The sequence below is a fragment of the Kocuria sp. JC486 genome, assembly GCF_011602805.1.
GTDB classification, from domain to species: Bacteria; Actinomycetota; Actinomycetes; order Actinomycetales; family Micrococcaceae; genus Kocuria; species Kocuria soli.
Genome location: NZ_JAAOZS010000007.1, coordinates 1 through 26,833, shown reverse-complemented (window position 1 = coordinate 26,833; position 26,833 = coordinate 1). Strand labels below are relative to the sequence as shown.

23 protein-coding genes are annotated in these 26,833 nt (G+C 67.8%); 13 read left to right on the top strand and 10 right to left on the bottom strand.

Features of this window, described 5'->3' with window-relative positions; genetic code table 11:
- The first annotated feature begins 66 nt into the window (after positions 1-66).
- A complete protein-coding gene (locus GWK18_RS05370) occupies positions 67-1,083 on the top strand; it encodes a DnaJ C-terminal domain-containing protein (RefSeq protein ID WP_166833702.1) in 1,017 nt (338 codons plus the stop codon).
- Between the two features lie 37 nt (positions 1,084-1,120).
- Entirely contained in the window at positions 1,121-1,564 is a 444-nt protein-coding gene (locus GWK18_RS05365) for a MerR family transcriptional regulator (protein ID WP_123823511.1), read from the top strand.
- 21 nt (positions 1,565-1,585) lie between these two features.
- Here the strand turns inward: GWK18_RS05365 and GWK18_RS05360 are convergent, their stop codons facing one another.
- A complete protein-coding gene (locus GWK18_RS05360) occupies positions 1,586-3,382 on the bottom strand; it encodes a BCCT family transporter (protein WP_348535841.1) in 1,797 nt (598 codons plus the stop codon).
- Positions 3,383-3,469: 87 nt separating this feature from the next.
- On the bottom strand, positions 3,470-4,309 hold the full coding sequence (trmB, locus tag GWK18_RS05355; protein WP_123823509.1) for a tRNA (guanosine(46)-N7)-methyltransferase TrmB: 840 nt from the start codon (positions 4,307-4,309) through the stop codon (positions 3,470-3,472).
- Between the two features lie 113 nt (positions 4,310-4,422).
- Here trmB and GWK18_RS05350 point away from each other — a divergent pair, with 113 nt between their 5' ends.
- From GWK18_RS05350 to GWK18_RS05340, 3 genes are all read left to right on the top strand, one after another.
- Positions 4,423-5,643, top strand: coding sequence for a multidrug effflux MFS transporter (locus GWK18_RS05350; protein ID WP_166833700.1), 1,221 nt, complete (start codon positions 4,423-4,425; stop codon positions 5,641-5,643).
- A 320-nt stretch (positions 5,644-5,963) separates the two neighbouring features.
- Positions 5,964-7,397: a sodium:alanine symporter family protein gene (locus tag GWK18_RS05345; RefSeq protein WP_166833781.1), complete on the top strand. Its 1,434-nt coding sequence runs from the start codon at positions 5,964-5,966 to the stop codon at positions 7,395-7,397.
- Between the two features lie 102 nt (positions 7,398-7,499).
- Entirely contained in the window at positions 7,500-8,333 is an 834-nt protein-coding gene (locus GWK18_RS05340; protein ID WP_166833698.1) for a D-hexose-6-phosphate mutarotase, read from the top strand.
- Between the two features lie 101 nt (positions 8,334-8,434).
- On the opposite strand, the gene GWK18_RS05335 is transcribed toward GWK18_RS05340, so the two are convergent.
- Positions 8,435-8,836 carry a hypothetical protein gene (locus tag GWK18_RS05335; protein WP_123823506.1) on the bottom strand — a complete coding sequence of 134 codons (402 nt, stop codon included), beginning with the start codon at positions 8,834-8,836 and terminating at the stop codon, positions 8,435-8,437.
- A gap of 488 nt (positions 8,837-9,324) precedes the next feature.
- Between GWK18_RS05335 and GWK18_RS05330 the strand changes: the two genes are divergently transcribed.
- Positions 9,325-10,977 carry a DEAD/DEAH box helicase gene (locus tag GWK18_RS05330; RefSeq protein ID WP_166833696.1) on the top strand — a complete coding sequence of 551 codons (1,653 nt, stop codon included), beginning with the start codon at positions 9,325-9,327 and terminating at the stop codon, positions 10,975-10,977.
- A gap of 155 nt (positions 10,978-11,132) precedes the next feature.
- The gene (locus GWK18_RS05325; protein WP_123823504.1) at positions 11,133-11,705 is read left to right on the top strand and encodes a GNAT family N-acetyltransferase; all 573 of its coding nucleotides are present in this window, start codon (positions 11,133-11,135) and stop codon (positions 11,703-11,705) included.
- Here GWK18_RS05325 and GWK18_RS13100 read toward each other — a convergent pair.
- Both GWK18_RS13100 and GWK18_RS05315 read right to left on the bottom strand, forming a co-directional pair.
- Positions 11,690-13,117 (bottom strand): HAD family phosphatase, encoded by a 1,428-nt coding sequence (locus GWK18_RS13100; protein WP_233568574.1) that lies wholly within the window; start codon positions 13,115-13,117, stop codon positions 11,690-11,692. The two genes, GWK18_RS05325 and GWK18_RS13100, sit on opposite strands and share 16 nt — an antisense overlap.
- 76 nt (positions 13,118-13,193) lie before the next feature.
- Entirely contained in the window at positions 13,194-14,270 is a 1,077-nt protein-coding gene (locus GWK18_RS05315; protein ID WP_166833695.1) for a cation diffusion facilitator family transporter, read from the bottom strand.
- A gap of 77 nt (positions 14,271-14,347) precedes the next feature.
- Here GWK18_RS05315 and GWK18_RS05310 point away from each other — a divergent pair, with 77 nt between their 5' ends.
- The 4 genes from GWK18_RS05310 to GWK18_RS05295 all read left to right on the top strand — a co-directional run bounded on the left by GWK18_RS05310 (position 14,348) and on the right by GWK18_RS05295 (position 18,850).
- Positions 14,348-15,001, top strand: a complete 654-nt coding sequence (locus GWK18_RS05310; protein WP_166833694.1) for a hypothetical protein — start codon at positions 14,348-14,350, stop codon at positions 14,999-15,001.
- Positions 14,998-15,630: a CDP-alcohol phosphatidyltransferase family protein gene (locus GWK18_RS05305; RefSeq protein WP_166833693.1), complete on the top strand. Its 633-nt coding sequence runs from the start codon at positions 14,998-15,000 to the stop codon at positions 15,628-15,630. The genes GWK18_RS05310 and GWK18_RS05305 overlap by 4 nt, the downstream gene beginning before the upstream one ends.
- Before the next feature lie 204 nt (positions 15,631-15,834).
- Positions 15,835-18,456: an ATP-dependent chaperone ClpB gene (gene clpB, locus GWK18_RS05300; protein WP_166833692.1), complete on the top strand. Its 2,622-nt coding sequence runs from the start codon at positions 15,835-15,837 to the stop codon at positions 18,454-18,456.
- Positions 18,457-18,640: 184 nt separating this feature from the next.
- On the top strand, positions 18,641-18,850 hold the full coding sequence (locus GWK18_RS05295; protein ID WP_123823500.1) for a DUF3073 domain-containing protein: 210 nt from the start codon (positions 18,641-18,643) through the stop codon (positions 18,848-18,850).
- A gap of 121 nt (positions 18,851-18,971) precedes the next feature.
- Here the strand turns inward: GWK18_RS05295 and purM are convergent, their stop codons facing one another.
- From purM to GWK18_RS05270, 5 genes are all read right to left on the bottom strand, one after another.
- Entirely contained in the window at positions 18,972-20,141 is a 1,170-nt protein-coding gene (gene purM / locus GWK18_RS05290) for a phosphoribosylformylglycinamidine cyclo-ligase (RefSeq protein ID WP_166833691.1), read from the bottom strand.
- A gap of 10 nt (positions 20,142-20,151) precedes the next feature.
- Complete coding sequence (gene purF / locus GWK18_RS05285) at positions 20,152-21,807, bottom strand: amidophosphoribosyltransferase (RefSeq protein ID WP_123823498.1); 1,656 nt, start codon at positions 21,805-21,807, stop codon at positions 20,152-20,154.
- A 4-nt stretch (positions 21,808-21,811) separates the two neighbouring features.
- Positions 21,812-22,261, bottom strand: coding sequence for a hypothetical protein (locus GWK18_RS05280; RefSeq protein ID WP_166833690.1), 450 nt, complete (start codon positions 22,259-22,261; stop codon positions 21,812-21,814).
- Positions 22,262-22,334: 73 nt separating this feature from the next.
- Positions 22,335-22,703, bottom strand: a complete 369-nt coding sequence (locus GWK18_RS05275; RefSeq protein WP_166833689.1) for a sterol carrier family protein — start codon at positions 22,701-22,703, stop codon at positions 22,335-22,337.
- The gene (locus tag GWK18_RS05270) at positions 22,703-23,767 is read right to left on the bottom strand and encodes an asparaginase (protein WP_166833688.1); all 1,065 of its coding nucleotides are present in this window, start codon (positions 23,765-23,767) and stop codon (positions 22,703-22,705) included. Before GWK18_RS05270 ends, GWK18_RS05275 begins: the two co-directional genes overlap by 1 nt.
- Before the next feature lie 75 nt (positions 23,768-23,842).
- Between GWK18_RS05270 and purD the strand changes: the two genes are divergently transcribed.
- Both purD and GWK18_RS05260 read left to right on the top strand, forming a co-directional pair.
- On the top strand, positions 23,843-25,123 hold the full coding sequence (purD, locus tag GWK18_RS05265) for a phosphoribosylamine--glycine ligase (RefSeq protein ID WP_166833687.1): 1,281 nt from the start codon (positions 23,843-23,845) through the stop codon (positions 25,121-25,123).
- 69 nt (positions 25,124-25,192) lie between these two features.
- Positions 25,193-26,215, top strand: a complete 1,023-nt coding sequence (locus tag GWK18_RS05260; protein ID WP_166833686.1) for a phosphoribosylaminoimidazolesuccinocarboxamide synthase — start codon at positions 25,193-25,195, stop codon at positions 26,213-26,215.
- The last annotated feature ends 618 nt before the right edge of the window (positions 26,216-26,833 follow it).

Here is a 26,833-nt window from a genome sequence, read left to right as displayed (position 1 = left end):
CGCCCCCCCCGCACCCCCCCCCCTCCGCCGAAGACCGCCGCCACCCTGCCCCTGAAAGGAGGCGTCATGGCCAGTCAAGACTGGACCGACAAGGATTTTTACGACGTGCTGGGCGTCTCCAAGGAGGCGACCGATGCCGAGATCAAGAAGGCGTACCGCACGCTCGCCAAGAAGTACCACCCCGACCGCAATGCGGGGGACGCTGCGGCCGAACAGCGGTTCAAGGAGGTCTCGGAGGCTCACGACGTCCTCTCCGACCCCGAGGAGCGCAAGGAGTACGACGCGATCCGTGCCATGGGTTCCGGCGCGCGGTTCGCGGGCGGCAGCGACGGTGCCGGGTTCGAGGATCTCTTCGGCGACGTCTTCGGCGGTGGCCGCACGCGTGCGCGCTACTCCACGGGCTATTCGACCGGCGGAGCCCAGAACATCAACTTCGAGGACCTCTTCGGCGGTGGCGGCTTCGGTGGGTTCGGTGGAGGTGGTGCCGGTGGCTACACGGGTGGCTACGATCCCCGCTACCAGGCGCCGCAGCCCAAGGGCGAGGACATCACCACGAGCACGCTGATCCCCTTCCGTTCCGCGATGGAGGGCACCACGGTCAAGCTGCAACGCGGCAACGGCTCGTCGACCACCGTCCGCATTCCGCAGGGTGTGCGAGACGGTCAGAAGCTCAAACTCAAGGGCAAGGGCCATTCGGGTCCGGGTGGCCACGGCGACCTCATCCTGACCGTCAAGGTGGGGGAGCACCCCGTCTTCTCGCGGCGCGAAGGCACCGACGACCTCGCGGTGACCGTGCCCGTGAGCTTCCCCGAGGCCGCGCTGGGGGCCACCGTCAAGGTGCCCACGTGGGACGGCAAGCAGGTTTCCCTGAAGGTTCCTGCGGGCACCAGCTCCGGACGCAAGTTCCGGATCCAGGGCAAGGGTGTGACCACCAAGAAGGGGACCGGGAACCTGATCGTGACCGTCGAGATCGAGGTCCCCAAGGAGCTCGACGACGACGCCCGGCAGGCCGTGGAGGCCTTCGCCGCCGCCACCGCCGACCACGACCCTCGGGCGCACCTGCTCGAGCGTGCGGGTGAATGACATGGCGAACGACCGGGGAGTTTGAGGAGGCACAGCGATGACCGATCGCAGTGAGGAACGCGCTCTGTTCGTGATCTCCGTGGCGGCCGAACTCGCGGAGATGCACCCGCAGACCCTGCGACAGTACGACCGCCTGGGCCTGGTCAAGCCCACCCGGGCACCGGGGCGCTCGCGCAGGTACTCCCAGCGCGACGTCGACAAGCTGCGCGAGATCCAGCGACTCTCCCAGGAGGGCATCACGCTGGAGGGCATCAAGCGCATCATGCAGTTGGAGAACCAGGTGGCTGCCCTGCAGCAACGCGTCCTGGAGCTCACCGACGAGCGAGATGCCGCGCTGGACCGTGTCAACCAGGACCAAAGTGTCTGGGCGGCCTCGCCGTCCGGGGAAGTGGTCCGGCTGCCGCGGGGTTCCCGCCCCACGGCCAGGCCACGCTCCCGTGCGCTCGTCGTCTACCGGCCGCGGCGCGGCGGCGAGGACTGACGGGGTCGACCCGACGGGCGTTCAGTCCCGGTCGGGCTCTCGCAACGGATCCACCTGGGTCATTTCACCCGTGTAGGTGCTCGACTCGTAGTCGTACTGCAACGGGTTCCCGTCCTCGTCCGTGCGCTGGTACCAGTCCGTGTACTCCGGCGCCGTCGAATCGAAGTCAGCGGCGGTGGCCCACTTGCGGTGCTCCCCGGAGGCCCGTTCCACGGAGAGCATGAAGTCGTCCCCGTGTTCGTCCACGCCGTGCCGCACCGAATTGTCCAGGGCCCAGCGGGCGTACTGGTGGCGCAGGATCATGGGATCGCGCCGCAGGTCCTTGTGGATGGCGAACACCATGGCGAACATGATCAGCGTGAACGGCAGCGCGGTCACGGTGACCATGTTCTGCAGCCCGGTCAGGGCGCTCTGCCCGCCGATCAGCAGCATCACGACGGCGATTCCGGCCATGCACAGGCCCCAGAACACCGTGATGTACCACCGGGGACTGGGGTTGCCCCGCTGGGACATCTGCGAGGTCACGACGGAGGCGGAATCCGCCGTCGTGATGAAGAAGATCGCCAACATGACCACGACCACCGCCGCCATGACGCCGGCCCCGGGCAGGGTGTCGAGCACCACGAAGAAGATCTCCTCCGGCGCGGGAAGGCTGGCGATGGTGCCGTCAGGCGCAACCGTGTGGTTGGTCATCTGTTCCCGGATGGCGGTGCCGCCCAGGATGGTGAAGGCCAGGACCACGTAGGTGACCGCCACCGACGGGATGAAGTTCAGCAGGAACGCCGTGGGCCCCAGGACGAAGAAGAACAGCGCCAGCCCGATGGCCAGGACCATGTTGATGTTCGAGAGGATGCGGATGCCGCGGGACACCCCGGACACCGCGGAGGCGATGAAGCCCGCGGTCAGCACGGCGATGATCAACAACGCCATCCGGTTACCGGTTTCCCCGAGCCCGGCCACGATCTCCACCCCGCGGCCGATCTGCAGGGCTCCGATTCCCAGGGCGGCCGCGGTGCCGAACAGCGTGGCCAGGATCGCCAGGGCGTCGATGATGCGCCCCGCGATCGTGTCGGTCCGTCCGTCGCGGAAGAACGGGGCGAACACCGAACTCATGAGGGGGACCCGGCCGCGCCGGTAGGAGGTGTAGGCGACCCCCAGTCCCACCAGGGCGTAGATGGCCCACGCGTTGAGGCCCCAGTGCAGCGCCGCCTGGGCGGAGGCGAGTTTCATGGCCTCGTGCGTCCCGGGATCCGCGGACCCCGGCCTGGGGGAGAGGAAGTAGGTCATCGGTTCGAAGGGCCCGAAGAAGATGATCCCGATGCCGATCCCGGCGGCGAACAGCATGGCGGCCCAGGAGGCCGTCGAGTACTCGGGTTCGTCGTCGTCCATACCCAACGGGATGCGGCCGTAGCGGGAGATCGCGAGGTAGAGCAGATACACCAGGAGCCCGACGGCCAACATGTTGAAGGCCCAGCCCATGTTGGTCATGGTCCAGGTCAGGGCCGCGGTGGACACCGTGGTCAGGGAGGCCGTGTCCACGAAACCCCAGACGATGAACCCCACGATGAGGACGGCGCTGACGCCCGTGACCAGTGTGTCGATCCCGTAGCGCATCCTCTGGTCCTCGACCGAGATGCCCGGAACCAACACCGGGTGGATGTTGTGCGGGTAGGTGATCTCCTGCAGGAACGTGCGGGTGATCCCGGTCCCCGACGGATGGCGTCTGATGTGTACCGAGGCGTCCTGGCCGCCGTGCTGCCGCGCCGAGGATCCGGTGGCGTCGTGCTCGGGGGACGGGTTGCGGTCTGAAGAACTCAAGGGGCACCCGCCTGGGGGTCGGAGATGGGTCACCCCAGGCTAGAACAAAGCGTGCTGTCTTTCAGGGCGGGTGCGAGCCCGGGTGCTTCAGCCCCCGACGTAGCGGTACGTCAGGTCACGCGGGACGCGTCCGGCTTCGCGGGCCTTGCGTTCGAAACTGGTCAGGGTTCGGCCCTTCCACCGGGGTGCCCAGCCCTGGTCCGGAGCGTCCTGAGTGGCCAAGGGGCCGGGGTTGAGATTCTCGAACCGTCCGTCGGCCTCGATGACCTCACGCATCTGAACGGCGTACTCCTGCCAGTCGGTGGCCAGGCGCCACGTGGCACCGGTCTTGAGCACGTTGGCCACCTGGTCGACGAACGCCGGGGACACCAACCGGCGCTTGTGGTGCTTCTTCTTGTGCCAGGGGTCCGGGAAGAACACCCACAGTTCGTCCACCGAATTCGGCTTGAGGAAGTGCTCCAGGGCCTCCGGGGCGTTGGCCTGGACCGCGCGGACGTTCTGGGCGCCGTTGGCAGCCGTCTTGATGAGCAGATCGGCCAGCCCGGGCGTGTAGACCTCAACGGCCAGGAAGTCGTGCTCGGGGACCTCCGCGGCCCGGTGGGCCATGGCCTCCCCCAGACCGGACCCGATCTCCACGACCAGGGGAGCCGTACGTCCGTAGGCTGCGGCCTGATCGAACTCCGCATGGGCGGCCACGGACGTGTCCGTGACCTCCCGGGGCACGTGCAGGATGCGCGACGGCGCCCACTGGTCCCAGGCCTTCTGGCGGCGGGGCGTCAATCGGTCACCGCGGCGGACGAACGAGAACGGCCGACGGCGGAACTCCTGCGGAACCTCGCCGGGCTGCTGCGCTTCCGCGAGGGGTGTCGGTTCGGATTCCGGCGTTGTCGCAGCGGGGGTGGGCTCTGGGGTGTTGGTGTCACTCATCGACAGCAGAGTCTAGCCAGGGCGTACCCTGAACGGGCTGCCGAAGTGCCCCGCACCGGCCGAACCCTCACAACCCTTCGACCTCTCGACCAGAGCAAAGGCTGTCTTCGACCATGCGCGTTTCCTCCCGCCTCGGACTGTCTCCCGGGCCGGACCGGGTGTTCTTCGTCCTGGCCCTCGGCGTGCTCAGCGCGGTCAGCCCCATGGCCACGGACATGTATCTGGCCTCCATGCCTGCCATGGCCGAGTTTTACGCATCGCCCGCGTCGACCATCCAGCTGTCGCTGAGCACCTACATGGTCGGGATGGCCGTGGGCCAGTTCCTGTTGGGGCCGATCTCCGACGTGTTGGGGCGCCATCGCCTGCTGGTGCTCGGAACCACGGTGTTCCTGCTCTCCAGCCTGGGAATCGTCTTCTCCACCCAGGTCCACCTGATGCTGGCACTGCGCTGCATCCAGGGATTCGCCGGTGCCGCCGGAGTCGTCATTGCCCGCGCGATCGTCTCCGACATCGCCAAAGGCGTGGAAGCGGCCAAGCTCTATTCGCTGCTGGGCACCATCGTCTCCGTCGCCCCGATCGTGGCCCCCGTTCTGGGTGGCCTCATCGCAACGTGGGCACCGTGGCAGGTCGTGTTCTGGGTGCTGACCGGCTTCGGTGCGCTCATGGTCGCGTGCGTGGTGTTCGTGATCCCGGAGACCCTTCCCCCGGCAGAACGTCGGGAGGGCGGGGTCCTCGGAACGGTGGCACTGGCCAGCGCCGTCGTGACCAACCGTCCGTTCATGGCCTGGGCGGTGGCCATGTCACTGGCCTTCGGTTCGTTGTTCTCCTACGTCTCCGCCTCGTCCTTCGTCATGCAGAACGTGGTGGGTCTCAGCTCGATCGGCTACAGCATCACCTTCGCGGCGGCAGCCTTCGGCTCCGTGATCGCCGGGCTGATCAACGTGCGGTTGCTCAACCACTTCAGCACCACGCAGATCATGATCGGCGCCTTGGTGGCGCAGGGAGTGATCAACACCTTGGGCCTGGTGGGGGTGTTGATCGACGCACCGGCGTGGACCATCGTGGTCCACACCATCAGCGCCCAGACCTGCGTCGGATTCCTGATCGGCAACGGCATCGCCCTGGCCCAGGCCCAGGTGCCGGGCCGCGCCGGGGCCGGTTCCGCCGTCCAGGGACTGCTGCAGTTCATGGTCGGTGGTCTGGTCAGCCCCTTGGCCGGGCTGGGTGGTGAGCACACTGCACTGCCCATGAGCGTCCTGATGTTCGTGTTCACGACGGCGGCCCTGGCCACCGCGCTCCTGGCCGCCTGGTGGTCCGCTCCTCACCAGGACTGATGTCGGCTGCAGTTCGTTGCTGGTCATGGCCGCACCTGGCGGGGTGGGAGTCCAACTCGAGTTGTCGTGCGCTGCCGGTTAACTTCCTGGCAATCCACTGTGTGGTTAGATGCTCCCTGTGACGGGCGCCATAGGTCGGAGTCGCCGCTCGAACACCCTCCATCACATGACACTTTTTTGCTCGCTCATCCGGTGCCCCTCCCATCGGCAGAGCGGGTGCGACTCCGGGGAGGAACTGCACGGTGAACGATCTCATTGCGAACCTGTTGGACCAGTTCGCCGGTATCGGCACGTACTGCTTCACGCCGGGGCAGACGGACATGGCCGAGTGCTTCGGCTCGGCGGGTGGCATCATCTGGGGACCCTTCGTCCTCATCCCCTTGCTGCTGGTCACGGGCCTGTACCTGTCGCTCCGCCTGGGCTTCCTGCAGCTGTTCAAGTTGGGTCCCGCCCTGCGACTCGCGCTGTTCCAGCGCAAGGACGAGGACGCACCGGGCGGTGACGTCTCCCAGTTCCAGGCACTGACCACGGCCCTCGCCGCCACCGTGGGAACCGGCAACATCGTTGGCGTGGCCACGGCTATCTCCATCGGTGGGCCCGGTGCCCTTTTCTGGATGTGGGTCACCGGCATCCTGGGCATGGCGTCCAAGTACTCGGAGGCCTTCTTGGGCGTCCGCTACCGCACCACGGACGCCAAGGGCGAGATCTCGGGCGGGCCGCAGTACTACCTCAAGCGCGGCATCCCCAACGGGTTCGGGAAGTTCCTGGCCCTGTTCTTCGCGATCGCGGCGGCACTGGCCTCCTTCGGCATCGGCAACATGACCCAGGGCAACTCGATCGCCGGTAACGTGGTCGAATCCTTCAACATCCCCACCTGGGTCACCGGGCTGGTGCTGGCCGTCATGACCATGGTCGTGCTGGTCGGCGGCATCAAGTCCATCGGCAAGGTCACCGCCGGATTCGTCCCGGTCATGATCGTCTTCTACGTGCTCGGTGCGGTGTGGATCCTGATCGCCAACGTCGGGCAGATCCCCGCCGCCCTGGCCCTGATCTTCGCAGATGCCTTCAGCGGTACCGCAGCCGTCGGCGGCTTCGCCGGTTCGGCCCTGATCCTGGTGATCCAGATGGGTGTGGCCCGCGGCATCTTCTCCAACGAATCCGGCATGGGTTCGGCTGCCATCGCGGCGGCCTCGGCCCAGACCACGCACCCCGTGCGGCAGGGCCTGGTGTCCATGACCCAGACGTTCATCGACACCATCATCGTGGTCACCTGCACCGGCCTGGTCATCGTGACCACGGGCGTGTGGGAGCAGGGCGAGGAGTTCGCCGCCACCATGACCGGCGAAGCCTTCACCCACGGCCTGCCCGGTAGCTGGGGGCACCTGATCGTCACCGTGGGCTTGGTCATGTTCGCCTACTCGACGATCCTGGGCTGGGCCTACTACGGCGAACGGTGTGTGGAGTCCCTGATCGGACGCGTGGGTGTCATGCCCTACCGGGTGATTTTCTCGATCGTCGTGTTCATCGGATGCACGATCCCGTTGGCCGCCGTCTGGAACTTCGCGGACGTCATGAACGGCCTCATGGCCATCCCCAACTTGATCGGCCTGCTGATCATGTCCGGGTTGATCGCGCGGGAGACCAAGCACTACCTCAAGAACGACCCCAAGCTGGTGGCGGGCAAGTCTGAGGTGGATCTGTTCATGCGCGGACGTGACGGTGGCATCGACACCTACGAGGTGACCGGCCGCTGAGTTGGGCTGAGCCACGCTCGTAAAGCCACGTTCGTCACCAGGCCAACGGTGCCCCCGGCAACCAATGCGGTCACCGGGGGCACCAGCACATAGCCTGTGACCATGACTGCTCTGCAACAGCCACTGGCGTTGGCCAATGACCAAGGGATCGCAACCGTCTACACCCAGGGCGCCCACGTCGCGTCGTGGACCCCGGCCCGGCAGGATCCGGTGCTCTTCGTCTCCCGCCAGGCCCGATTCCTGGAGGGCAAGGCGATTCGTGGGGGAGTGCCGATCTGCTTCCCGTGGTTCGGCCCCGGACGTGACGGGCAGCGCAGCCCCGCCCACGGGTTTGCCCGGACCACGCCCTGGACGCCGGTGTCCTCCGACGGCACCACGGCGGTCTTCCGGCTGACCGACACAGACCTTGGAGACCAGGAGCGCGCAAGCTTCCGCCACAGCTTCAGCGCCGACTTCACCGTCACGGTGGGTACCACGTTGGAGATGACCCTGGCGACCACCAACACCGGGGACGAGCCTTTCGAGATCGACGAGGCCCTGCACACCTACCTGGCGGTCGGGGACGTCCGCTCCGTGAGCATCGAGGGACTGGACGGTGTGAGCTACGTCGACAAGGTCACGGGGAACAAGGACGTCGTGCAGGCGGGAGACGTGCGCTTCTCCGGCGAGACGGACCGTGTCTACCGCTCGGGTGACCCGTTGGTCGTCGTAGATCCCCTCCTGGGACGCAAGCTGCACATCACCATGGAGGGCGCGGCCAACACGGTCGTGTGGAACCCCTGGACCGAGAAGGCCATGGAGATGGGCGACTTCGCGGACGAGGAGTGGACCCAGATGCTGTGCGTCGAGGGGGCCAACGCCCTGGACGACTACGTGACTGTGGCCCCGGGGGAGACCCACGCGATCACGTACCGCATCGCCGTCGAGTCCGTCTGACACCTCTCCCACCACACGACTTCGGGGTTGTTCCGCCTATTCGATCGAATAGGCGGAACAACCCCGAAGTCGGTGGGAGGGCGCTGCGGCGCCGAGCGGTGTCAGCCCTTGGACTGAACCACCAGGGCCAGGCCGATCGCGGCCAGCCAGACGTCCTTGGACAGCGGGGTGCCCTCCTGGGTGGGGCGGATGCCGTCGTCCTGGGTCATCTCGTTGTTGTTGAAGTACATGGTGAGCATGCCCGCGGAGAACGCCGTCAGGGCCAGACCCGCCAGCCGCTTGGAGACGAACGGGGTCAGCAGCAGCCCGCCGACGCCCACCTCGGCCAGCCACAACGCCTGGCCGAAGGTCTTGGCGTCCCACTCCTTGAGCTGCGGAATGCCGGTGGCGGCCATGCCCTGCAGGCCCTCGTAGGCCTCCAGGGGCAGATCCTTCTTGCCCAGGCCGGACTGCAGGATGTAGGCGCCGGAGACGCCGCGGAGGATAGCGTTGGAAAGTCGCATTCTGGGTCCTTTCACGAATGAACGTGGACGAGTACGTATGAAGCACGTGGGGTCCGATACGGACCGATCGATTTCACGGTAGCAGCCTGAGCGTTGCCACCAGCAGGGATTCCGCCCGGCTGGCTGTGAGCGAACACGGGACGACGACGGTGGGCCGCCCGCTGTCGTCGTCGCAGATCAGTCCCGGGTGCGGTGTGACGGGGTGGGGAGGGTCACGGACAGGCTCCGAACGGTTCGTGTAGTCTTCACGGGTTGCACATGGCACTGCCCGGACCTGCGGCCCCGAGGATTGATTCCGGGGTGTGAATCCGCAGGGATCCACAAAGAGGCAGGCAGCGCGTCGATCACTCCGAAGGCTCCCCGCGAGCCGCTGACGCAATGGAAAGCGAACCCGCTCGCGTACTCGCAGAGCGGGCTGGAGTGGGATCGGCGCACCCGGTGGGTGAACACACCGACCGGGACATCCGATCGAAAGTGCGAACTTCCTCGTGACTCATTTTGTAGACCTCGGCGTGCCCGAGGCACTTGCCCGTGTCCTCTCCGACCAGGGGATCACGGATGCCTTCCCCATCCAGGCCAAGACCCTGCCGGACTCGCTGTCCGGACGCGACGTCCTGGGTCGTGGCCGCACGGGCTCCGGCAAGACCGTGGCCTTCGCCCTCCCCCTGGTCGCCCGGCTTGCGGGTCTGACCGACGGCGTCGCCAAGACGACCCGACGCCCCAACCGGCCGACCGGTCTGGTCCTGGCCCCCACTCGTGAGCTGGCCACCCAGATCGACCGCACCGTGGCCTCGCTGGCCGAAGCGGTTGGTCTGAACACCACGGTCATCTATGGCGGCGTCTCCCAGAAACACCAGGAAAAGGCTCTGGCCCGCGGCGCGGACATCGTCGTGGCCTGCCCGGGGCGACTGGAGGACCTGCTCAAGCAGGGCGTCCTGACCTTGGACGACATCCGCGTGACCGTGATCGACGAAGCCGATCACATGGCCGACATGGGCTTCCTGCCCGTGGTGACCCGCATCCTGCAGCGCACGCCGCGTGACGGTCAGCGTCTGTTGTTCTCCGCCACCCTGGACGGCGGAGTGGACGTCCTGGTCAAGAAGTTCCTGGACAACCCGGTGACCCACTCCGTGGATGCGCCCAAGGCCACGGTCTCCACCATGGAGCACCACGTGCTGGTGGTGGACGCCGACGAGAAGCAGGCTCTCATTGAGACCCTGGCCTCCGGCACCGGGCGGCGCGTGATGTTCACGCGCACCAAGTACCGCGCCAAGAAGATGGCCAAGAAGCTGTCCCAGGCCGGAATCCCGGCGGTTGACCTGCACGGCAATCTGTCCCAGAACGCCCGCGACCGCAACCTGGAGGCTTTCTCCACGGGGGAGGTCCGCGTCCTGGTCGCCACGGATGTCGCCGCTCGCGGTGTGCACGTGGACGACGTCGAACTCGTGGTCCACATCGACCCGCCCGCCGAGCACAAGTCCTACCTGCACCGCTCCGGGCGTACCGCCCGCGCGGGCGCAGAGGGCCAGGTCATCACGATCGCCACCACTGAGGAACGGCGTGACGTCCAGAAGCTCATGAAGCAGGCGGGTGTGACCGCGGAGTTCTCCGAGGTCACGGTCGGTTCACCCGTGGTGGCTGAACTTGTGGGTGAGCGTGCCGAGCGCGTGGCCTACGTCCCGCCGACCAAGCAGTCCACGACCGGTGGTCAGGGTTCGGGCCGCAAGCCCCGCCAGGGCGCGGGCAAGAACTCGGGTCGAAACGCGGCCAAGAAGTCGGGCGGCCCCCGGTCCGAGGCCCGCCGTGAAGCCAAGTCGGGTGGGCGCAACGCGTCGCGTGACGATCGCACCGATCGTTCCAACCGGTCGTCCAACGGTCGTTCAGGGGATTCGTCCCGTGGCTCCCGTGCCGGTGGTGGCGCTCGTGGGGGATCCCGCGGTGCCTCGGCGTCGAACGCCCGCAAGACGGGGTCCGCCAACCGTGGCCCCAAGGCGGGCTCCGGCCGGACACGTTCGGACTCGGCCGCGACCGCGGTGAACCTCCACGGAGCCGGAAACGGTACCGCTGACCGCGCGACGCAGGCCGCCGCGCGTCGTCGGAACCGGCGCGCGGGCTCCGCAGCGGGTGCGCCCCGCGGCTGACCCCCGTGCCGCATGTGCGGCAACCAGTCATGGCGAGCGCCCACGGTCAACCGTGGGCGCTCGCGGTCTATCGTGGGTTGTCAACGTCCTTTGTCCGACGAATTGTCCGATGCACCGCGGATGATCCGCCTCGACCCCTGGGAGTGCCGAGCACGATGGCCGACCACACCGACGACGGCCGCTGGACCGTCACGACCGAACGACTTCTCCTGCGACCTGGACAGGTCGCGGACCTCGGTTTCCTGGAAGACCTCTACTCCCGGGAAGCCGTCACACGGTGGATCGGTGAAGATGCGCCGCTGCCACCCCATGCGGTCCGCACGCGCCTGGAACGGTGGGCCACGTGCGAAGGGCCGCTGACGGGCATTCGCCTCGCCGTGCTCGCGCAGGAACCGCCGCGACCGGTGGGCGTGGTCCTGCTCAAGGACACCCCGGCCTCGGACACGGGTGAGGGATCAGGGGACATCGAGATCGGGTGGCACTTCCACCCGGATGCGTGGGGCCACGGCTACGCCACGGAGGCCGCCGTCGCGATGCTGAACCATGCGGCGCGCCTCGGCCTGGAACGGATCATCGCCGTCACGGACGTCGGCAACACCCCGTCCCAGGCGGTGTGCCGCCGCTTGGGAATGGAGCACCGAGGGACCACGGAGAAGTACTACGGTCACACGACCGAGTTGTTCACCCTGGACTTGGTCCAGTGGGCCGAGGCTCAGGCGGACGGGTAGTTGCGGGTCAGTAGTTCACTGGCCGGACGGCGCGTGGCGTTGAACGGCAGCTTCTCCGTCGGCGGCCCGTCGGCCCGGGGGAGGTCCGGGATCAGCGGTCCCACCGCGCGGAGTCGTTCCAGCGTCACGTCGGTGTGCACCTCGACCCGCACGAAACCGGGCTCCTGAGGCACGGGCTTGTCACCCGGCACCAGGATCGCGGGCATTCCCGCCGCAACTGCGGACTGCGCGCCGGCCAGCGAATCCTCGACCGCCACGCAGTCCTCGGGGGCGGTCATGAGCCGTTCGGCTCCCACGCGGTAGGGCTCCGGATGCGGTTTCGGGTTCTCGACGTCCTCGCGGGAGACGACCGCCCTGATGTTCTCCGTCAGGGCGGACGCCGTCGTCGAGACCACCGATGCCAAGGCGTTGGTCACGAGCGCCGCCGGGATGTGTTCGGCACGCAACTGCGCCAAGAGTTCGGGCATGCCCTCGATCAGCGGAACTTCACGCTCCAGGGCTTCCACCACCTTGGCCCCGATGCGCTGGGTGATGTCCTCCACGTCGGCATCGGCCCCACGGTCGAACATCATCTGCGCGGAGAACTGGACGGTCTGGCCCAGCCCGGCGTGATCGTCCTCGGTGGTCCATTCCTGGCCGAACTGGGCGGCCACCGCGCGCTTGGCCGAGGCCCACTCCGGCTCCGTGTTGACGGTTGTGCCGTCGTGGTCCAGCAGGATGCCCTTGGGCCAGGACGTGCCGTGCGGATCGAGCCACTCCAGGAGAGCCAGGGTCACCTGCCGGTGATCGTTCACGTGCACGGCACCGTGGTCAGCCGGCACCGGAACGGCTCCGGGCACGACGACGACGGTCATCCCCGCGGCCATTCCGGCCGCCACACCCGCCGGGGAGTCCTCGATGACCACGCAGTCCGCGGGGTCCACGCGCAGCCTCCGCGCCGCCTCCAAATAACCCTCCGGCGAAGGCTTGGGCGCGATGCCGTGCTCGGCCTCCTCGTTGCCGATGACGACGTCGAACATGTTCTCCGGGGCCAGGCTCGCCGTGTACTGAGCGACCTCGGTTGTGGCGTTCGTGACGATCGCGGTCGGCAGTCCGGCCTCCGCGATCTCCTGGAGCAGTTCGGTCATGCCGGGCATGATGCTCAGCCCGTGGTCCTTGAGCTCCTGCTCCGAGTACTCGAACAGCTTGCGCATCAAGGTGTCGTCGTCGATCTCGGTGACCCCGTTGTCACGCAGTCGCTGGACGGTGAACGACGCGGGCCTGCCGATCGTCTCCAGGGTGTCCCGCTCGACCCAGGTTCCCCCGTGGTCGCGGGCGAACCGTGCCTTGGCCCGCCCCCACACGGGTTCGGTGTCCACCAGGGTGCCGTCGTGGTCGAACAGAACTGCCTGGGGAAATGTGCGCGGGGACATGACTTCACCCTATCCGCCCCGTGGTCAGCCCCGATGCGGGGCCGCCCCGTGCGCGTGTAATTACAAGAGTTTGCGCTCAGCTCTGGGTGTGCCCGTGCGGCTGCTGCGCGGATTCCGGGTCAAGGGGCCCGTGGCCCAACCGCTCGTGGTCCGTGTGGCCCGCGGGCTCCAGCTGGAACGTGGCGTGCTCCACGGACACGGGGAAGTGTTCTGCCGCGCAGGCCTGCAGATCGTCCAGGATCCGCGGTGCGGAACCGTCGTGGAAACTGCTGTCCTCGACCACGACGTGCGCGGTCAGCACGGGAATCCCGGTGGCCACGACGGAGGCGTGCAGGTCGTGTACCGCCAAGACGTTGGGGACGGTCTCCAGATGTGCGGCGACCTCTTCGAGATCCAGCCCGCGCGGGGCCGATTCCATGAGAACGGACCCGGATTCACGGAGTATGCGGGCCGAACGCGGAATGATGAGCAACGCGATCACCATGCCGGCGACTGCGTCAGCGCCCGTCCAACCCGTGGTGGAAATGACGATCGCGGCGATGATGACGGCCACCGAACCGAGCGCGTCGTTGAGCACCTCCAGGAATGCCGCGCGCAGATTGAGCGAACTGTTCCGTGCGCTCGTGAGCACCCACAGCGAGCACGCGTTGGCCACCAGCCCGACCACCCCGATCACGGCCAGCAGACGCACGTCGAACTGCGCGGCCGGGGGAGGGTCGAGCAGGCGCTGGACTCCTTCGACCAGCGCATAGATCCCCACCGCGAGCAGGACCGTTGCCTGGACGCCGGCGGCAATGGTCTCCGCACGCAACCAACCCCAGCTGCGGCGCGGCGACTGCGGGCGGGTCATCAGGACGGACGCGGTGAGGGCCAGGAGCAGGCCGATCGCGTCCACGGCCATGTGTGCCGAGTCCACCAACAGTGCCAGTGAGCCGGTGACCACGGCGCCGATGACCTGGGCCAGGAGCACCGAGGCCGTGATGCCGAAAGCGATGGCCAGGCGGGTGCGGGACGACTTCGCGACGTCGTGTGAGTGTGCGTGCGAGTGCCCGTGTCCGTCTCCACGCGGTGCTGATCCGGCCCGTCCGTCGCGGGCTCCGGCGCACGATGCCGACCCCGCGCGGGGTGAACAGGAGGCTTCGCTCGATGACATATTAGAAAAATAGCATATATTTCGGGTGTGGCCCAGGGGTGATTCGGGATCGCGTACGGGCTCCGTAGACTGAACTCATGACCGCAGAGCCCCACGCAGCGCCCGATCCTGAGCGGCCCGGGGTGTCAGCGGAAACACCACCCTTCACGGACCGGCCCATCGGCCCCTTGCGCCGCGTCGTGCCCGTGATCGCTTCCGTCATGCCGCTGTTCGTGGCCGCCTGGTTCGTTCTCGCCACGGTTCCCCTGGGCGGGCCCGGGGAGCGCGCCGTGATCTGGTTGACCGCTCTGGCCCTGCCGTTGGGTGTCCTGTTGTGGATCTCTGCGGCGCTCATGCGCATGGACGTCGTCTGCCACCGGCCGCGGGTCAGCAGCGCTGCGAGCACCTGGAGCGTCCTCGCGGCCTGGGGCTGCGCGCTCGTCCTGGGTGCTTTCCTGCCGGACAAGATCGACGGTCGTGGGCAGTCGCTGTTCACCGCGGCCGTCGGTGGCCAGGACTACGTGGGGCTCAGCGCCGGGTTCGCCAACACCGTGGGCGTGTTGACGTTCGTCGCCGCGGTGGCTGCCGTCATTTCGACGGCGATCGACCTGCGCGGCACGCGAGCCCGTCTTCGGGGTCAGGCTCCCGAGCTCGATCCGGAGCAGGAGGATCGGATGCGCGAGGCCTGGGTGGAGTCCTTCGGCGGTGCCGGCGGCCACGAGTCCTCCGCACGCGGGGGTGGGAACCGGTGAAGCTCGGTCAGGCACTGCGCGACGGCGTCGTCCCCCCGTCCCTGCAGGAATCCCACGACGAGCGCGTGGACAGCGGGGTCTGGACGATCCCCAACGCCTTCACGGTCCTGCGCTTCCTGTTGATCATTCCCGCCATCGTCGCGATCTTCGGGATCGACCAGCGGCCGTCGTTGCCCTTGATCCTGGTGGCCGTCTTCTCCCTGACCGACTGGGTGGACGGGTTCCTGGCGCGTCTGCTCAACCAGTACAGCCGGTTCGGTGCCCGGCTGGATCCCCTGGCCGATCGCCTTGGGCTGGGCCTGGCGGTCATCGCGTTGGCCTGGGTGGGGCTGTTGCCGTGGTGGGCCATCATCATGATTGCCACCGTGGACCTGGTTCTGGCTGTCGCCATGCTCGCGCTGGGGTCCTATGAAGTGCAGGTGACCTGGCTGGGCAAGGTGCGGACGGCGCTGACGATGATCGGCGTCGTGGCCGTTCTTGCGGGTCCTGCGTTCGGCCTGCCGCTGATGACGCTCCTGGGCGCGATCGCCGTCGAGATCGGGGCCGTGCTCCACGTGTTGACCGGCTTCTTCTACCTGCACCGCGCCTGGCGCACGCGCACTCGATTCCAGGGGGTCGGCAGGCGATGACCGCCTGCACCCCGAGGATGCCCCCGCTCGAGACCGCTCGAGCGGGGGCATCCTGGTTTCGGGATCCCAGGAGTGATCGCCAACATCACATGAGTTTGTATGGCGAAGAAAAGTTGATTCGAGTAGAGTCAACTTTAAGTTATTGACCCCACGGTGCCACCCGGTGCCGGAAGAACCATCCGCGGCGCACAGAGAGGAATCGCCATGGACACCAAGCTCACCACTCGTTCACAGGAGGCCGTCAGCGCTGCGGCCACGCAGGCATCGACGGCCGGCAACCCCCAGATCGAACCCGTTCATCTGCTCAAGGCGCTCCTGGATCAGCGCGACGGCGTCGCCGTCGCCGTCCTGGAAGCGGCCGGGGTCGACGTCGCCGCGGTGGTAGCCAAGGCTGCAGCCGCCGAGGCGGCGTTGCCGTCGGCGACTGGCTCCACCGCGGCTCAGGCGCAGTTCAACCGTGCGTCCCTGCAGGTCGTGCAAACTGCGGAGAAGTTCGCCCAGGGACTCGGGGACGAATACGTTTCGACCGAGCATCTCCTGTATGCCCTGGCTGAGGTCGACAGCCCCGCCGCGCGCATCCTGGCCGAGGCGGGAGCCGATGCGGCCACGATCCGGGAGACCGTCCCCGCGGTGCGCGGCGACCGTCGCGTGACCAGTCCGGACCCGGAAGGCACCTTCCAGGCCCTGGAGAAGTACGGCACCGATCTGACGGCCATCGCGCGTGAGGGCAAGTTGGATCCCGTGATCGGCCGCGACTCGGAGATCCGGCGGGTGGTTCAGGTGCTGTCGCGCCGGACCAAGAACAACCCGGTTCTGATCGGCGAGCCCGGTGTGGGCAAGACCGCCGTCGTCGAAGGTCTGGCGCAGCGCATGGTGGAGGGTGACGTTCCCGAAACCCTGCGGGGCAAGACCCTGATCTCCTTGGACCTGGGCTCGATGGTCGCCGGTGCCAAGTACCGCGGCGAATTCGAGGAACGACTCAAGGCCGTCCTGGACGAGATCAAGACCTCCGAGGGCCAGGTGGTCACCTTCATCGACGAACTCCACACGGTCGTCGGTGCCGGTGGCGGATCCGAAGGCGCCATGGACGCCGGCAACATGTTGAAGCCCATGCTGGCCCGCGGTGAACTGCGCCTGATCGGTGCCACCACGCTGGACGAGTACCGGGAGAACATCGAGAAGGACGCCGCACTGGAACGTCGGTTCCAGCAGGTCTACGTCGGTGAGCCCTCCGTCGAGGACACGATTGCGATCCTCCGCGGCCTCAAGGAGCGGTACGAGGCCCACCACAAGGTCCAGATCGCGGACTCCGCGCTGGTGGCCTCGGCTGTACTGTCCAACCGGTTCATCCCGGGACGCCAGCTTCCGGACAAGGCCATCGACCTGGTGGACGAGGCGGCCTCCCGGTTGCGCATGGAGATCGACTCCGCCCCGGAGGAGATCGACCAGCTGCGCCGCCAGGTGGACCGACTGACCATGGAGGAGCTGGCACTCAAGGACGAAACCGATCCCGCCTCCGTCGAGCGCCTCGACGCGCTGCGACAGGACAAGGCCGACAAGCAGGCCGAGCTGGATGCCCTCAACGCGCGTTGGGAGCAGGAGAAGGCCGGCCTCAACCGCGTGGGCGAGCTCAAGGCCAAGATCGACGAACTGCGCTCGCAGGCCGAACGAGCCCAGCGCGGCGGCGACCTGGGGGAGGCCTCGCGGCTGCTCTACGGCGAGATCCCTGCCCTGCAGAAGGAGCTGGACGTCGCCCAGGCTCAGGAGGCCGCGGAGCCCGAACGGGAATCCATGGTCTCGGAGGAGGTCACGGCCGACGACGTCGCCGAGGTCATCTCCGCCTGGACCGGCATCCCCGCCGGACGCATGTTGCAGGGCGAGTCGGAGAAGCTGCTCCACATGGAGCAGCGCCTGGGACAGCGGCTCATCGGCCAGAGCCAGGCCGTCGTGGCCGTCGCCGACGCTGTACGGCGCTCGCGTGCGGGGATCTCGGACCCGGACCGGCCGATCGGTTCGTTCCTGTTCCTGGGGCCCACGGGCGTCGGCAAGACGGAGCTGGCCAAGTCCCTGGCCGAGTTCCAGTTCGACGACGAACGCGCTCTGGTGCGCATCGACATGTCCGAGTACGCGGAGAAGCACTCCGTGGCCCGCCTGGTCGGGGCTCCTCCCGGCTACGTGGGCTACGAGGAGGGCGGCCAGCTGACCGAAGCGGTCCGGCGTCGCCCCTACTCCGTGGTCCTGTTGGACGAGGTCGAGAAGGCCCACCCGGAGGTCTTCGACATCCTCCTGCAGGTGCTGGACGACGGTCGCCTGACCGACGGCCAGGGACGAACCGTGGACTTCCGGAACACCATCCTGATCCTGACCTCCAACATGGGCAGCCAGTTCCTGGTGGACCCGACCATCGACGAGGCGGCCAAGAAGGACGCGGTCATGAACGTGGTAAACGCCTCGTTCAAACCCGAGTTCCTGAACCGGTTGGACGAAGTCATCATGTTCGATCCGCTGTCCACGGAGGACCTCTCGAAGATCGTGGACATCCAGGTGGCCAAGCTGGCCGAACGTCTGGCGCAGCGCAGGTTGACCCTGGAGGTCAGCCCCGCGGCCACGGAATGGTTGGGGATCACGGGCTACGACCCCGCCTACGGTGCCAGGCCGTTGCGTCGACTGGTACAGCGTGAGATCGGCGACAAACTCGCCAAGGGATTGTTGGCCGGCACCATCGCCGACGGTGACACGGTGCACGTGGACGTCAACCCCGATGTTGCCGCAGACGGCCTGATCGTCACCACGGACGGGGAGGATCAGGGCACCCAGGAATCCTGACCGCGTGCCGGATCCGACGCGCGGTTCGGCCCCGTGTTCACCGCACATTGCGGGTGCATGGGAGTCGAGCCGCGCGGTCCGACCGTGTACGCTGGGGCCACGACACAGACTGAAAACACCCGGGGCCGTATTGTGTGCCAAACGTACCGCCGACCGGGACCGAGAGACAGAGGGGGTCACGCTCATGGGGCGCGGCCGTCAAAAGGCGAAGGCAACGCGACAGGCGCGGGAGATGAAGTACTTCAGCCCGCAGACCGACTACTCCGCCCTTCAGCGGGAACTGCGACAGTCCGGTTCTACCCGGCCCGCCGTCGCTCCCTACGAGGACGACTTCACGGAGGGTGACGACTACTCGGAGGATTCCGGGTACGACACCGACGACGACTACCGCTGACGTCACTCGACACAGACATTCCGCGGTGACGCGGATGGCGGAAGAGGGTCAGATCCACACCTGGATCTGACCCTCTTCCCGTTGTGAGGTCATGTTCTCGGCGTGACGACCGGCGCCGGGATCAGGAGGCGTAGTCGCCTGCCATGTGCACCAGCCCGCCGTCCACGCCCTTGGCGCCCTGGACCCAGTCGGGCCCGGAACCCACGGTCGCGGGGTCGGTGGCCTGGACGGAACCGAGGACCCAGGAGGGCACACCGCGTGCCTCCAGGTGCTCGACGGCGCGGTCGGCAATCGAAGGATCCACGACGGCGATCATCCCCACGCCCAGGTTGAGGGTGCGTTCCAGGTCGGCCAGCGGCACGTTGCCCAACGTCGAGACCAGCTGGAAGACCGGGGGTAGCGACCACGTGGAGCGTTCGACCGTGGCGGTGAGACCCGAGGGCAGGACCCGAGCCAGGTTCGCAGCCAGCCCGCCTCCGGTGACGTGGGTGAAGGCGCGTACGCCCTGACCGGTTGCCCCGGCGTCGTCGTCGCGGCCGCCGTTGACGGGGAAAGTTCGGGCCAGGTCCAGCACGTCGGCCGCGTAGACACGGGTGGGTTCGAGCAGCTCCTCGCCCAGCGTGCGACCGAGCTCGGGGACGTCCCGGTCCAGGGACCACCCGGCCACGCTCACCACACGCCGGACCAGCGAATACCCGTTGGAGTGGAGGCCGGAGGAGGCCATGCCGATCAGCACGTCACCGGGGCGCACGCGATCGGGGCCCAGCATTTCGTCGGCCTCCACCACACCGGTCGCGGCACCCGCGACGTCGTACTCGTCCGGGCGCAGGAGCCCGGGGTGCTCGGCCGTTTCTCCGCCGACCAGCGCCGTCCCCGCCGATTCGCAGGCGGCCGCGATGCCGCGCACGATGTCCGCCACGCGTTCGGGAACCACCCGCCCGGTGGCGATGTAGTCGGTCATGAACAGCGGTTCGGCGCCGACCACCACGATGTCGTCGACCACCATGCCCACCAGGTCCCAGCCGATGGTGTCGTGGACGTCCAGGGCCTGGGCGATGGCGACCTTCGTCCCCACGCCGTCGGTGGACGTGGCCATGTACGGGGCGCGGAATCTCGTCAGCGCCGTGGCGTCGAACAGGCCCGCGAAGCCGCCCACCCCGCCCACGACCTGGGGTGTGTGCGTGGCCTTGACGGCCGCCTTCATGAGTTCGACGGCCCGATCACCGGCCTCAACGTCCACACCGGACTCGGCGTAGGTGATGGCCTGGGGCGGGTGAGCGGATTGGGTCACCGGAGGGTCCTCACTGGTTGTGTGCGTGGTGGGTGTTTCGCTTGTCCTCGTCCAGGACCAGCTCTTCGAGATCCGAATCGGGCCCCGGTTCGCAGGCCTCCGGGGCGGCAGTCTCCAGGCCTTCGGCCACGGACACCTCCGAGGGCGGGGCCGAGGAGGCAACGGACGGGACGGCTGAGGTGCTCGGGGTGGACGGAGCGGAACGCCGGGACTCGACCACGGACTTCCCGAGATCTTCGGCGGCCGGTAGCTCAGTCGGGTACCGGCCGGAGAAGCACGCCGTGCAGAGTTCGTCCGGCTGCTGCTGGGTGGCGGCGACCATCCCCTCTTCGGAGATGTACCCGAGGGAGTCCGCACCCAGGGACTCGCAGATGTCCTTGATCGTCAGACCGTTGGCTATCAACTCGGCACGTGAGGCGAAGTCGATCCCGTAGAAGCACGGCCACTTGATAGGCGGGGAGGAGATGCGCACGTGGATCTCCGCGGCACCGGCCTCACGCAGCATGCGGACCAGGGCACGCTGGGTGTTGCCACGAACGATCGAGTCGTCCACGACCACCAGGCGTTTGCCCGCCACCACGCTCTTGAGCGGATTGAGTTTGAGCCGGATGCCCAGCTGGCGGATCGTGTCCGAGGGCTGGATGAAGGTGCGACCCACGTAGGCGTTCTTGACCAGACCGTTCCCGAACGGGATCCCCGAGGCTTCGGCGTAGCCGATCGCCGCGGGGGTTCCGGATTCGGGGGTCGGCATGACCAGATCGGCTTCCACCTCATGTTCCCGCGCCAGCTGTCGGCCCATCTCCACGCGGGATTCGTAGATCGACCGTCCGTGGATCGAGGTGTCCGGGCGGGCAAGGTAGACGTACTCGAACACGCACGCGGCTCGCCGGGTCTCCGCGAAACGCTGGGAGCGCAGCCCGTCCTCGTCGATGGCCAGGAACTCGCCCGGCTCGACTTCCCGGACGAAGGACGCACCGACGATGTCCAGCGCGGCTGTTTCCGAGGCCACCACCCAGCCCCGTTCCAGCCGGCCCAGCACCAGGGGCCGGATCCCCTGCGGGTCGCGGGCCGCGTAGAGGGTGTGCTCGTCCATGAAGGTCAGACAGAAGGAGCCGACCAACTGGGGGAGCAGGGCCATGGCGGCCTCTTCGAGGGACCCGTGCGGGTGCTCCGCGAGCAGAGAAGTCACCAGGGCGGTATCCGTCGTGTTGCCCATGGCCATCTCGCCCCGGGACGGAAACCCTGACTTGTCGATCAGGCCGTCGTAGAGCTCGGCGGAGTTGGTCAGGTTGCCGTTGTGCGCCAACGCCACGGTTCCGTGCGGGGTGCCACCCAGCGTGGGTTGGGCATTGGTCCAGGTGGAGCCGCCCGTGGTCGAGTAACGGCAGTGCCCCACCGCAATGTGACCGGTCAGGGTGTTCAGCGTGGCCTCATCGAAGACCTGGGACACCAGTCCCATGTCCTTGTAGACACGGATCTGCGACCCGCTCGAGGTCGCGATGCCCGCCGATTCCTGCCCGCGGTGCTGCAGGGCGTAGAGCCCGTAGTACGCGAGTTTTGCGACGTCTTCGCCCGGGGCCCACACCCCGAACACGCCGCATTCGTCTTGCGGTGACTTCTCACCGGGGAACGTTTCGAAGCTGAGCTTTCCGTCAGGGCGCGCCACGGGGTCAGTCTCTCACGTCCGGATGCCCACCGGCGGGGCGGTCTTCGACCTCGACCTCCACGTCGTGGGCCTTCTTGAGGGAGCGGCGGTCCAGGAGCAGTGCGACCACGGCTCCGGCCGCGAAGCCTAGCAGCGCGAAGATCGCCATCATGTAGCCGACGACCTGTCCGCTGGTGAACATGGCGTTGCCCGATCCCAGGACCCCGACGAACATCCCGACCACCGCTCCGAGCGCCCCGCCCAGGACCAGGAACACCGGCAGTTTGGGTGCGCGGCGGTAGGACATCGTGGCCACGGTGTCGGCATCGGCATTCGAGTCGGCTGCGGTGGCCGTCTCGGGAGAGGCATCCGAGGGAGCGCGGGAGGCGTCCGTGGCGTGGTCCGGTGCGCCGTGGGCAGCGTCGCCGTCGTGTTCGAGGGCCTGCGGATCGGTCGATCGGTCTGCGTGAACCATGGTTTCCAGCCTAACGCGATTCACCAGAGTCCTCCGCTGGATGCTGCGCTTCGCGGTGCGGATCGGCCGCCGCTCATGCCCCGCAGAACAGGGGGAGCACCGCCCCGAGATCTGCCCGGGTGCCGGAGGCGTCAATCGCGCCGTCGGCCATCGCGCGTTCCCACGTCGTTCCGGCCGTGGCCAGTGCCAACCAGGTGGCCGGGTCGGTTTCCACGACATTGGGGGGAGTGCCTCGGGTGTGCCGCGGCCCAGGGATGCACTGAGTGACTCCGAACGGTGGGACCCGGACCTCCACGGAGTTCCCCGGGGCCCTCTCTCCGAGTTCCTCGAGAGTGAAGCGCACCGCGGTGGCCAGGGTCTTGCGTCCCACGCCGGTGGGGTCGCGCCGCCAGGCGGCCAGCGCTAGGGTTCCGTCGGCCGGGTCGATCCGGCGTCGCGCCATCAGCCCCGTTCCTCCGACTCGGTGTTGTCCTCCGTCGTCGGTTTTGACGCCGCGAACTGCGCGGCCGCCGCTTCGACCACCGGGCTCACGGCGAGCCGCCCCACGACGTCGTCGCCACCGGTGATCGTGGGTGTCAGGCGGTCGACGACGCCCTCGAGCCGGCTGCGTTCCAGGGCCCCGACTGCCACGAGCAGCTCCAGACCGACCAGGTTGTTGGCGCGGCCGCTGCCGTCCAGCATCTTGAGCGCGACCGAGACCCCGTCCTGGGTGGCCAGGCCCAGGACCCCTTCGGCGCCGAGCTTTGCGATCACCCCGAGGTCCTCCATGACCAGAGTGTTGGCCTTGCCCTGGGCGTGCACGTATTCCGGGTAGTCCAGCATCGCCGTCGCCACGGTGGCCAGTCGTGCGTCAGCCTGGATGTTATAGGCGGAGGCCCCCAACGTGGAGAACAGGCGAGCCAACGCCGTGAGGGAGAGGGCGGCCAGTGGGGCACCGCATCCGTCGACGCCCACGAGCGCCGGTGTCTCCCGGGCGAGTTCCTCGACGGTGTTCAGGACGGTGCGCTGCAGCGGGTGATCGGGATCCAGATAGCTCTGGGTGTCCCATTCGCTCTCCACGCAGGCCGCCAGGAACGCGGCGTGCTTGCCGGAGCAGTTGTAGTGGAGCCGTGACCCGGAATCGCCCTCCGGAGCCGGACGGCCACGCCGGTCCACCCGGGGGCACTGCAGGGCGGACTCGTCCAGCCCGACCTTGGTGAGGATGCTGCGCACGGACTCCAGCTGCTCGTCCGTGGCCAGGTGTGATCCTGCCGCAACGGCGATCTGGTCCCACTGCAAGGGGGCGCCTGCCTTCAGGGAGGCGGCGGCCTGGAAGGGCTTCAGCGTGGACCGCGGAAAGATCGGCGTCGTGGCGTCGCCCAGGGAGAGGAGAACTTCTCCGTCGGGCCCCATGACCACCGCGGAGCCGACGTGACGCGACTCCACGAACCCGCTGCGTTCGACCTGGGCGAGGTCCACGGCGTCGGCCGAGCTGAAGGTCTGCAGGAGGGCGGTGGTGGGAGTCATGCCCCCAGTATCCAGGACTGAAACGACCCGCGCGAAGGGGCGGCACCGACAGGCCCGGCCGCTAGGCTGTTGAGCGTGAAAACTCTGGTGATCGGTCCCGGCGGTCGTGAACACGCCATTGTCCGTGCGCTCCTGCGCGACCCGGCCGCGGAGGAGGTCCACGCCGCCCCGGGCAACGTGGGGATCGCCCAGGACGTGCCGGTGCACCCCGTGAACACCTCCGACGGCGCAGCCGTGGTGGAACTGGCCCGTGAGGTGGCCGCTGACCTGGTGGTGGTCGGTCCCGAGGTCCCGCTGGTCGCCGGGGTCGCCGACGACCTGCGCGCCGCGGGGTTCCCCGTTTTCGGGCCTTCGGCGGCGGCCGCCGTCCTGGAAGCCTCCAAGGCCTTCGCCAAGGACGTGATGGCCGCAGCCGGTGTGCCGACCGCGCGGGCGCGGACCTGTCGGAACGAGGACGAGGCCGCAGCCGCCCTGGACGAGTTCGGTGCGCCGCACGTGGTCAAGGACGACGGGCTGGCCGCGGGCAAAGGCGTAGTCGTCACCGAGGACCGTGAGGTCGCACTGGATCACGCCCGAGCCTGTTTCCGAGCCGGCGGACAGGTGGTCATCGAGGAGTTCCTGGACGGTCCGGAGGTCTCGCTGTTCGTCCTGTGCGACGGGCAGGACGTGGTTCCGCTGTCACCGGCTCAGGACTTCAAGCGGGTCTTCGACGGCGACCTGGGTCCCAACACCGGGGGGATGGGGGCCTACACCCCGTTGGACTGGCTGCCGGAGGGGTTCGTCGATCAGGTCGTGGAGTCCGTGGCCCGGCCCGTGGTAGCTGAAATGGCGCGCCGCGGCACCCCGTTCAACGGTGTGCTCTACTGCGGTCTGGCCGTCACCTCCCGGGGCGTCAAGGTCATCGAGTTCAATGTCAGGTTCGGCGACCCGGAGACCCAGTCCGTGCTCGCCCGCTTGGACTCACCGCTGGGCCAACTCCTGCTGGACGCCGCCAACGGGGAGCTCGGGCAGAGTCGCCACCTCCCGCTGGCCTGGAAGCAGGAGGTGAGCGTCAACGTCGTCGTCGCCTCTGAGGGGTATCCGGAGTCCTCCCGCAAGGGAGACGTCATCGAGGGCCTCGCGGACGCCGCTGCCGTCCCCGGAGTCTCGGTGCTCCACGCGGGGACCGCCCTGGACGAAGCCGGCCGCATCGTGGCAGACGGCGGCCGGGTGCTCTCCGTCGTGGCGCTGGGGGCCACCTTGGACGAAGCCCGTGAACGCGCTTACCAAGGGGTTGCCCGTATCAGCCTCGACGGCTCCCAACACCGCACGGACATCGCCGCCAAGGCAGCGCAGGGCCTCATCACCGTGGAATAGCCCGGACACGGCCCGACGACGCGCGTCATCGACCAGTCACGACCCTTCATGAATCACCAGGAGCACAGCATGTCCGAGTCCCGACCCTCCTCAGTTCTGCCGGACGGGCGTCCCGAGCATCCCAAGTTCCCCGGTCATCCGGCCCCGCCGAACCTGGACGGCTGGCGGCACGTGTATTCCGGCAAGGTCCGTGAACTCTACGTCCCCGAGGACGACCGCATGGTGGCCACGGGAACCTCCGTCGATGACAACGCCGAGTACCGGGCCGGCTGTGTGCTCGTACTGGCGACGGACCGGATCTCCGCCTTCGACCAGGTCCTGCCCACCGAGATCCCGGACAAGGGCACCGTGCTCACACAACTGTCCTTGTGGTGGTTCGAACAGCTCGCCGAGGTGCCCAATCACGTGCTCTCCACGAACGTCCCGGACGAGGTCCGTGGCCGGGCGATGGTGTGCAAGAACCTCTCCATGTTCCCGGTCGAAGGCATTGTGCGGGGCTACCTGACCGGGTCGGGGCTGAAGGACTACCGGCACCAGGGGAGCGTGTCCGGCGTCGAGCTCCCCGAAGGACTGGTGGACGGCTCGCGTCTGGAACCGCCGATTTTCACGCCTACGGGCAAGGCCGAGATCGGTGAGCACGACGAACCGATCACCTTCGAGGAGATGGTCGAGGGCATGGGCCGCGCCGTGTCCGACCGGCTACGAGAACTGTCCTTGGAGATCTACACCCGCGCCGAGGCGATCGCCCGGGAGCGCGGCATCATCCTGGCGGACACCAAGTTGGAGTACGGCCTGGACTCCTACCGGGGCGCCATCACGTTGGGGGACGAGGTCCTCACCCCGGATTCGAGCCGGTTCTGGGCCGTTGAAACCTGGGAGCCGGGCAAGTCCCAGCCCTCCTTCGACAAGCAGTTCGTCCGGGACTGGCTGCATTCGCCCGAATCGGGCTGGAGCGGTCACGGCCCGACCCCCGCGTTGCCAGAAGACGTGGTCCAGAAGACCCGTGAACGCTACATCGAGTGCTACCAGAGGTTGACCGGGAGCATCTTCGCCCCGGAGGGACCGTTCACCGAGGTCGGGCAGAGCGCCTGACGGCCGCCGTCGTGGATTCGTGCGCGGACGTCCCTTGGCGGCCAATTCTGCGTCGATTCGCAACACCTGGACCAAAGTCCATAGTGCAACGCATTCCCCGCTCGGATACTTCTACTTGAGCGACGCCCGTAACGACCAGATGCGGGCGACTCGATTCGGTGAGGAACATCGCGATTCACTGCCGGGGCGTTCCATCCCCCGGTTCGACAGGTGGGGGCGGCGTCCGGGTCGGGAAGCTCCGGAAGGGTCTAAGGACTGCTGATGCTCTCCCCATCGGCACCAGGTTCTCAGATCGCCGCACGAGGATTGGATCCCCTCGTGGCCCGGCGACGAACCGAGACCATCTGAGGTGGAACGCCGAGCGGCTCCTTCGGCCCAGGAAGGAGCCGCTCCGTCGTTTCCACCGTTCACAGCTGCGGGTAACCGGGTGCTCCCTCTGCCGACCACACCGTTTTGTGTCGACCACACCGCGTATACCGGTGTGGTCGACACAAAACGGTGTGGTCGCGCGCAGACATGACAAAACCCCCGGACCCCCGAGGGGTCCGGGGGTTTACGGAGGCGGGGTGACAGGGTTTTGACCCGCGGCCCCCCCCTCCCCCACGGGGCGCGCCCCCA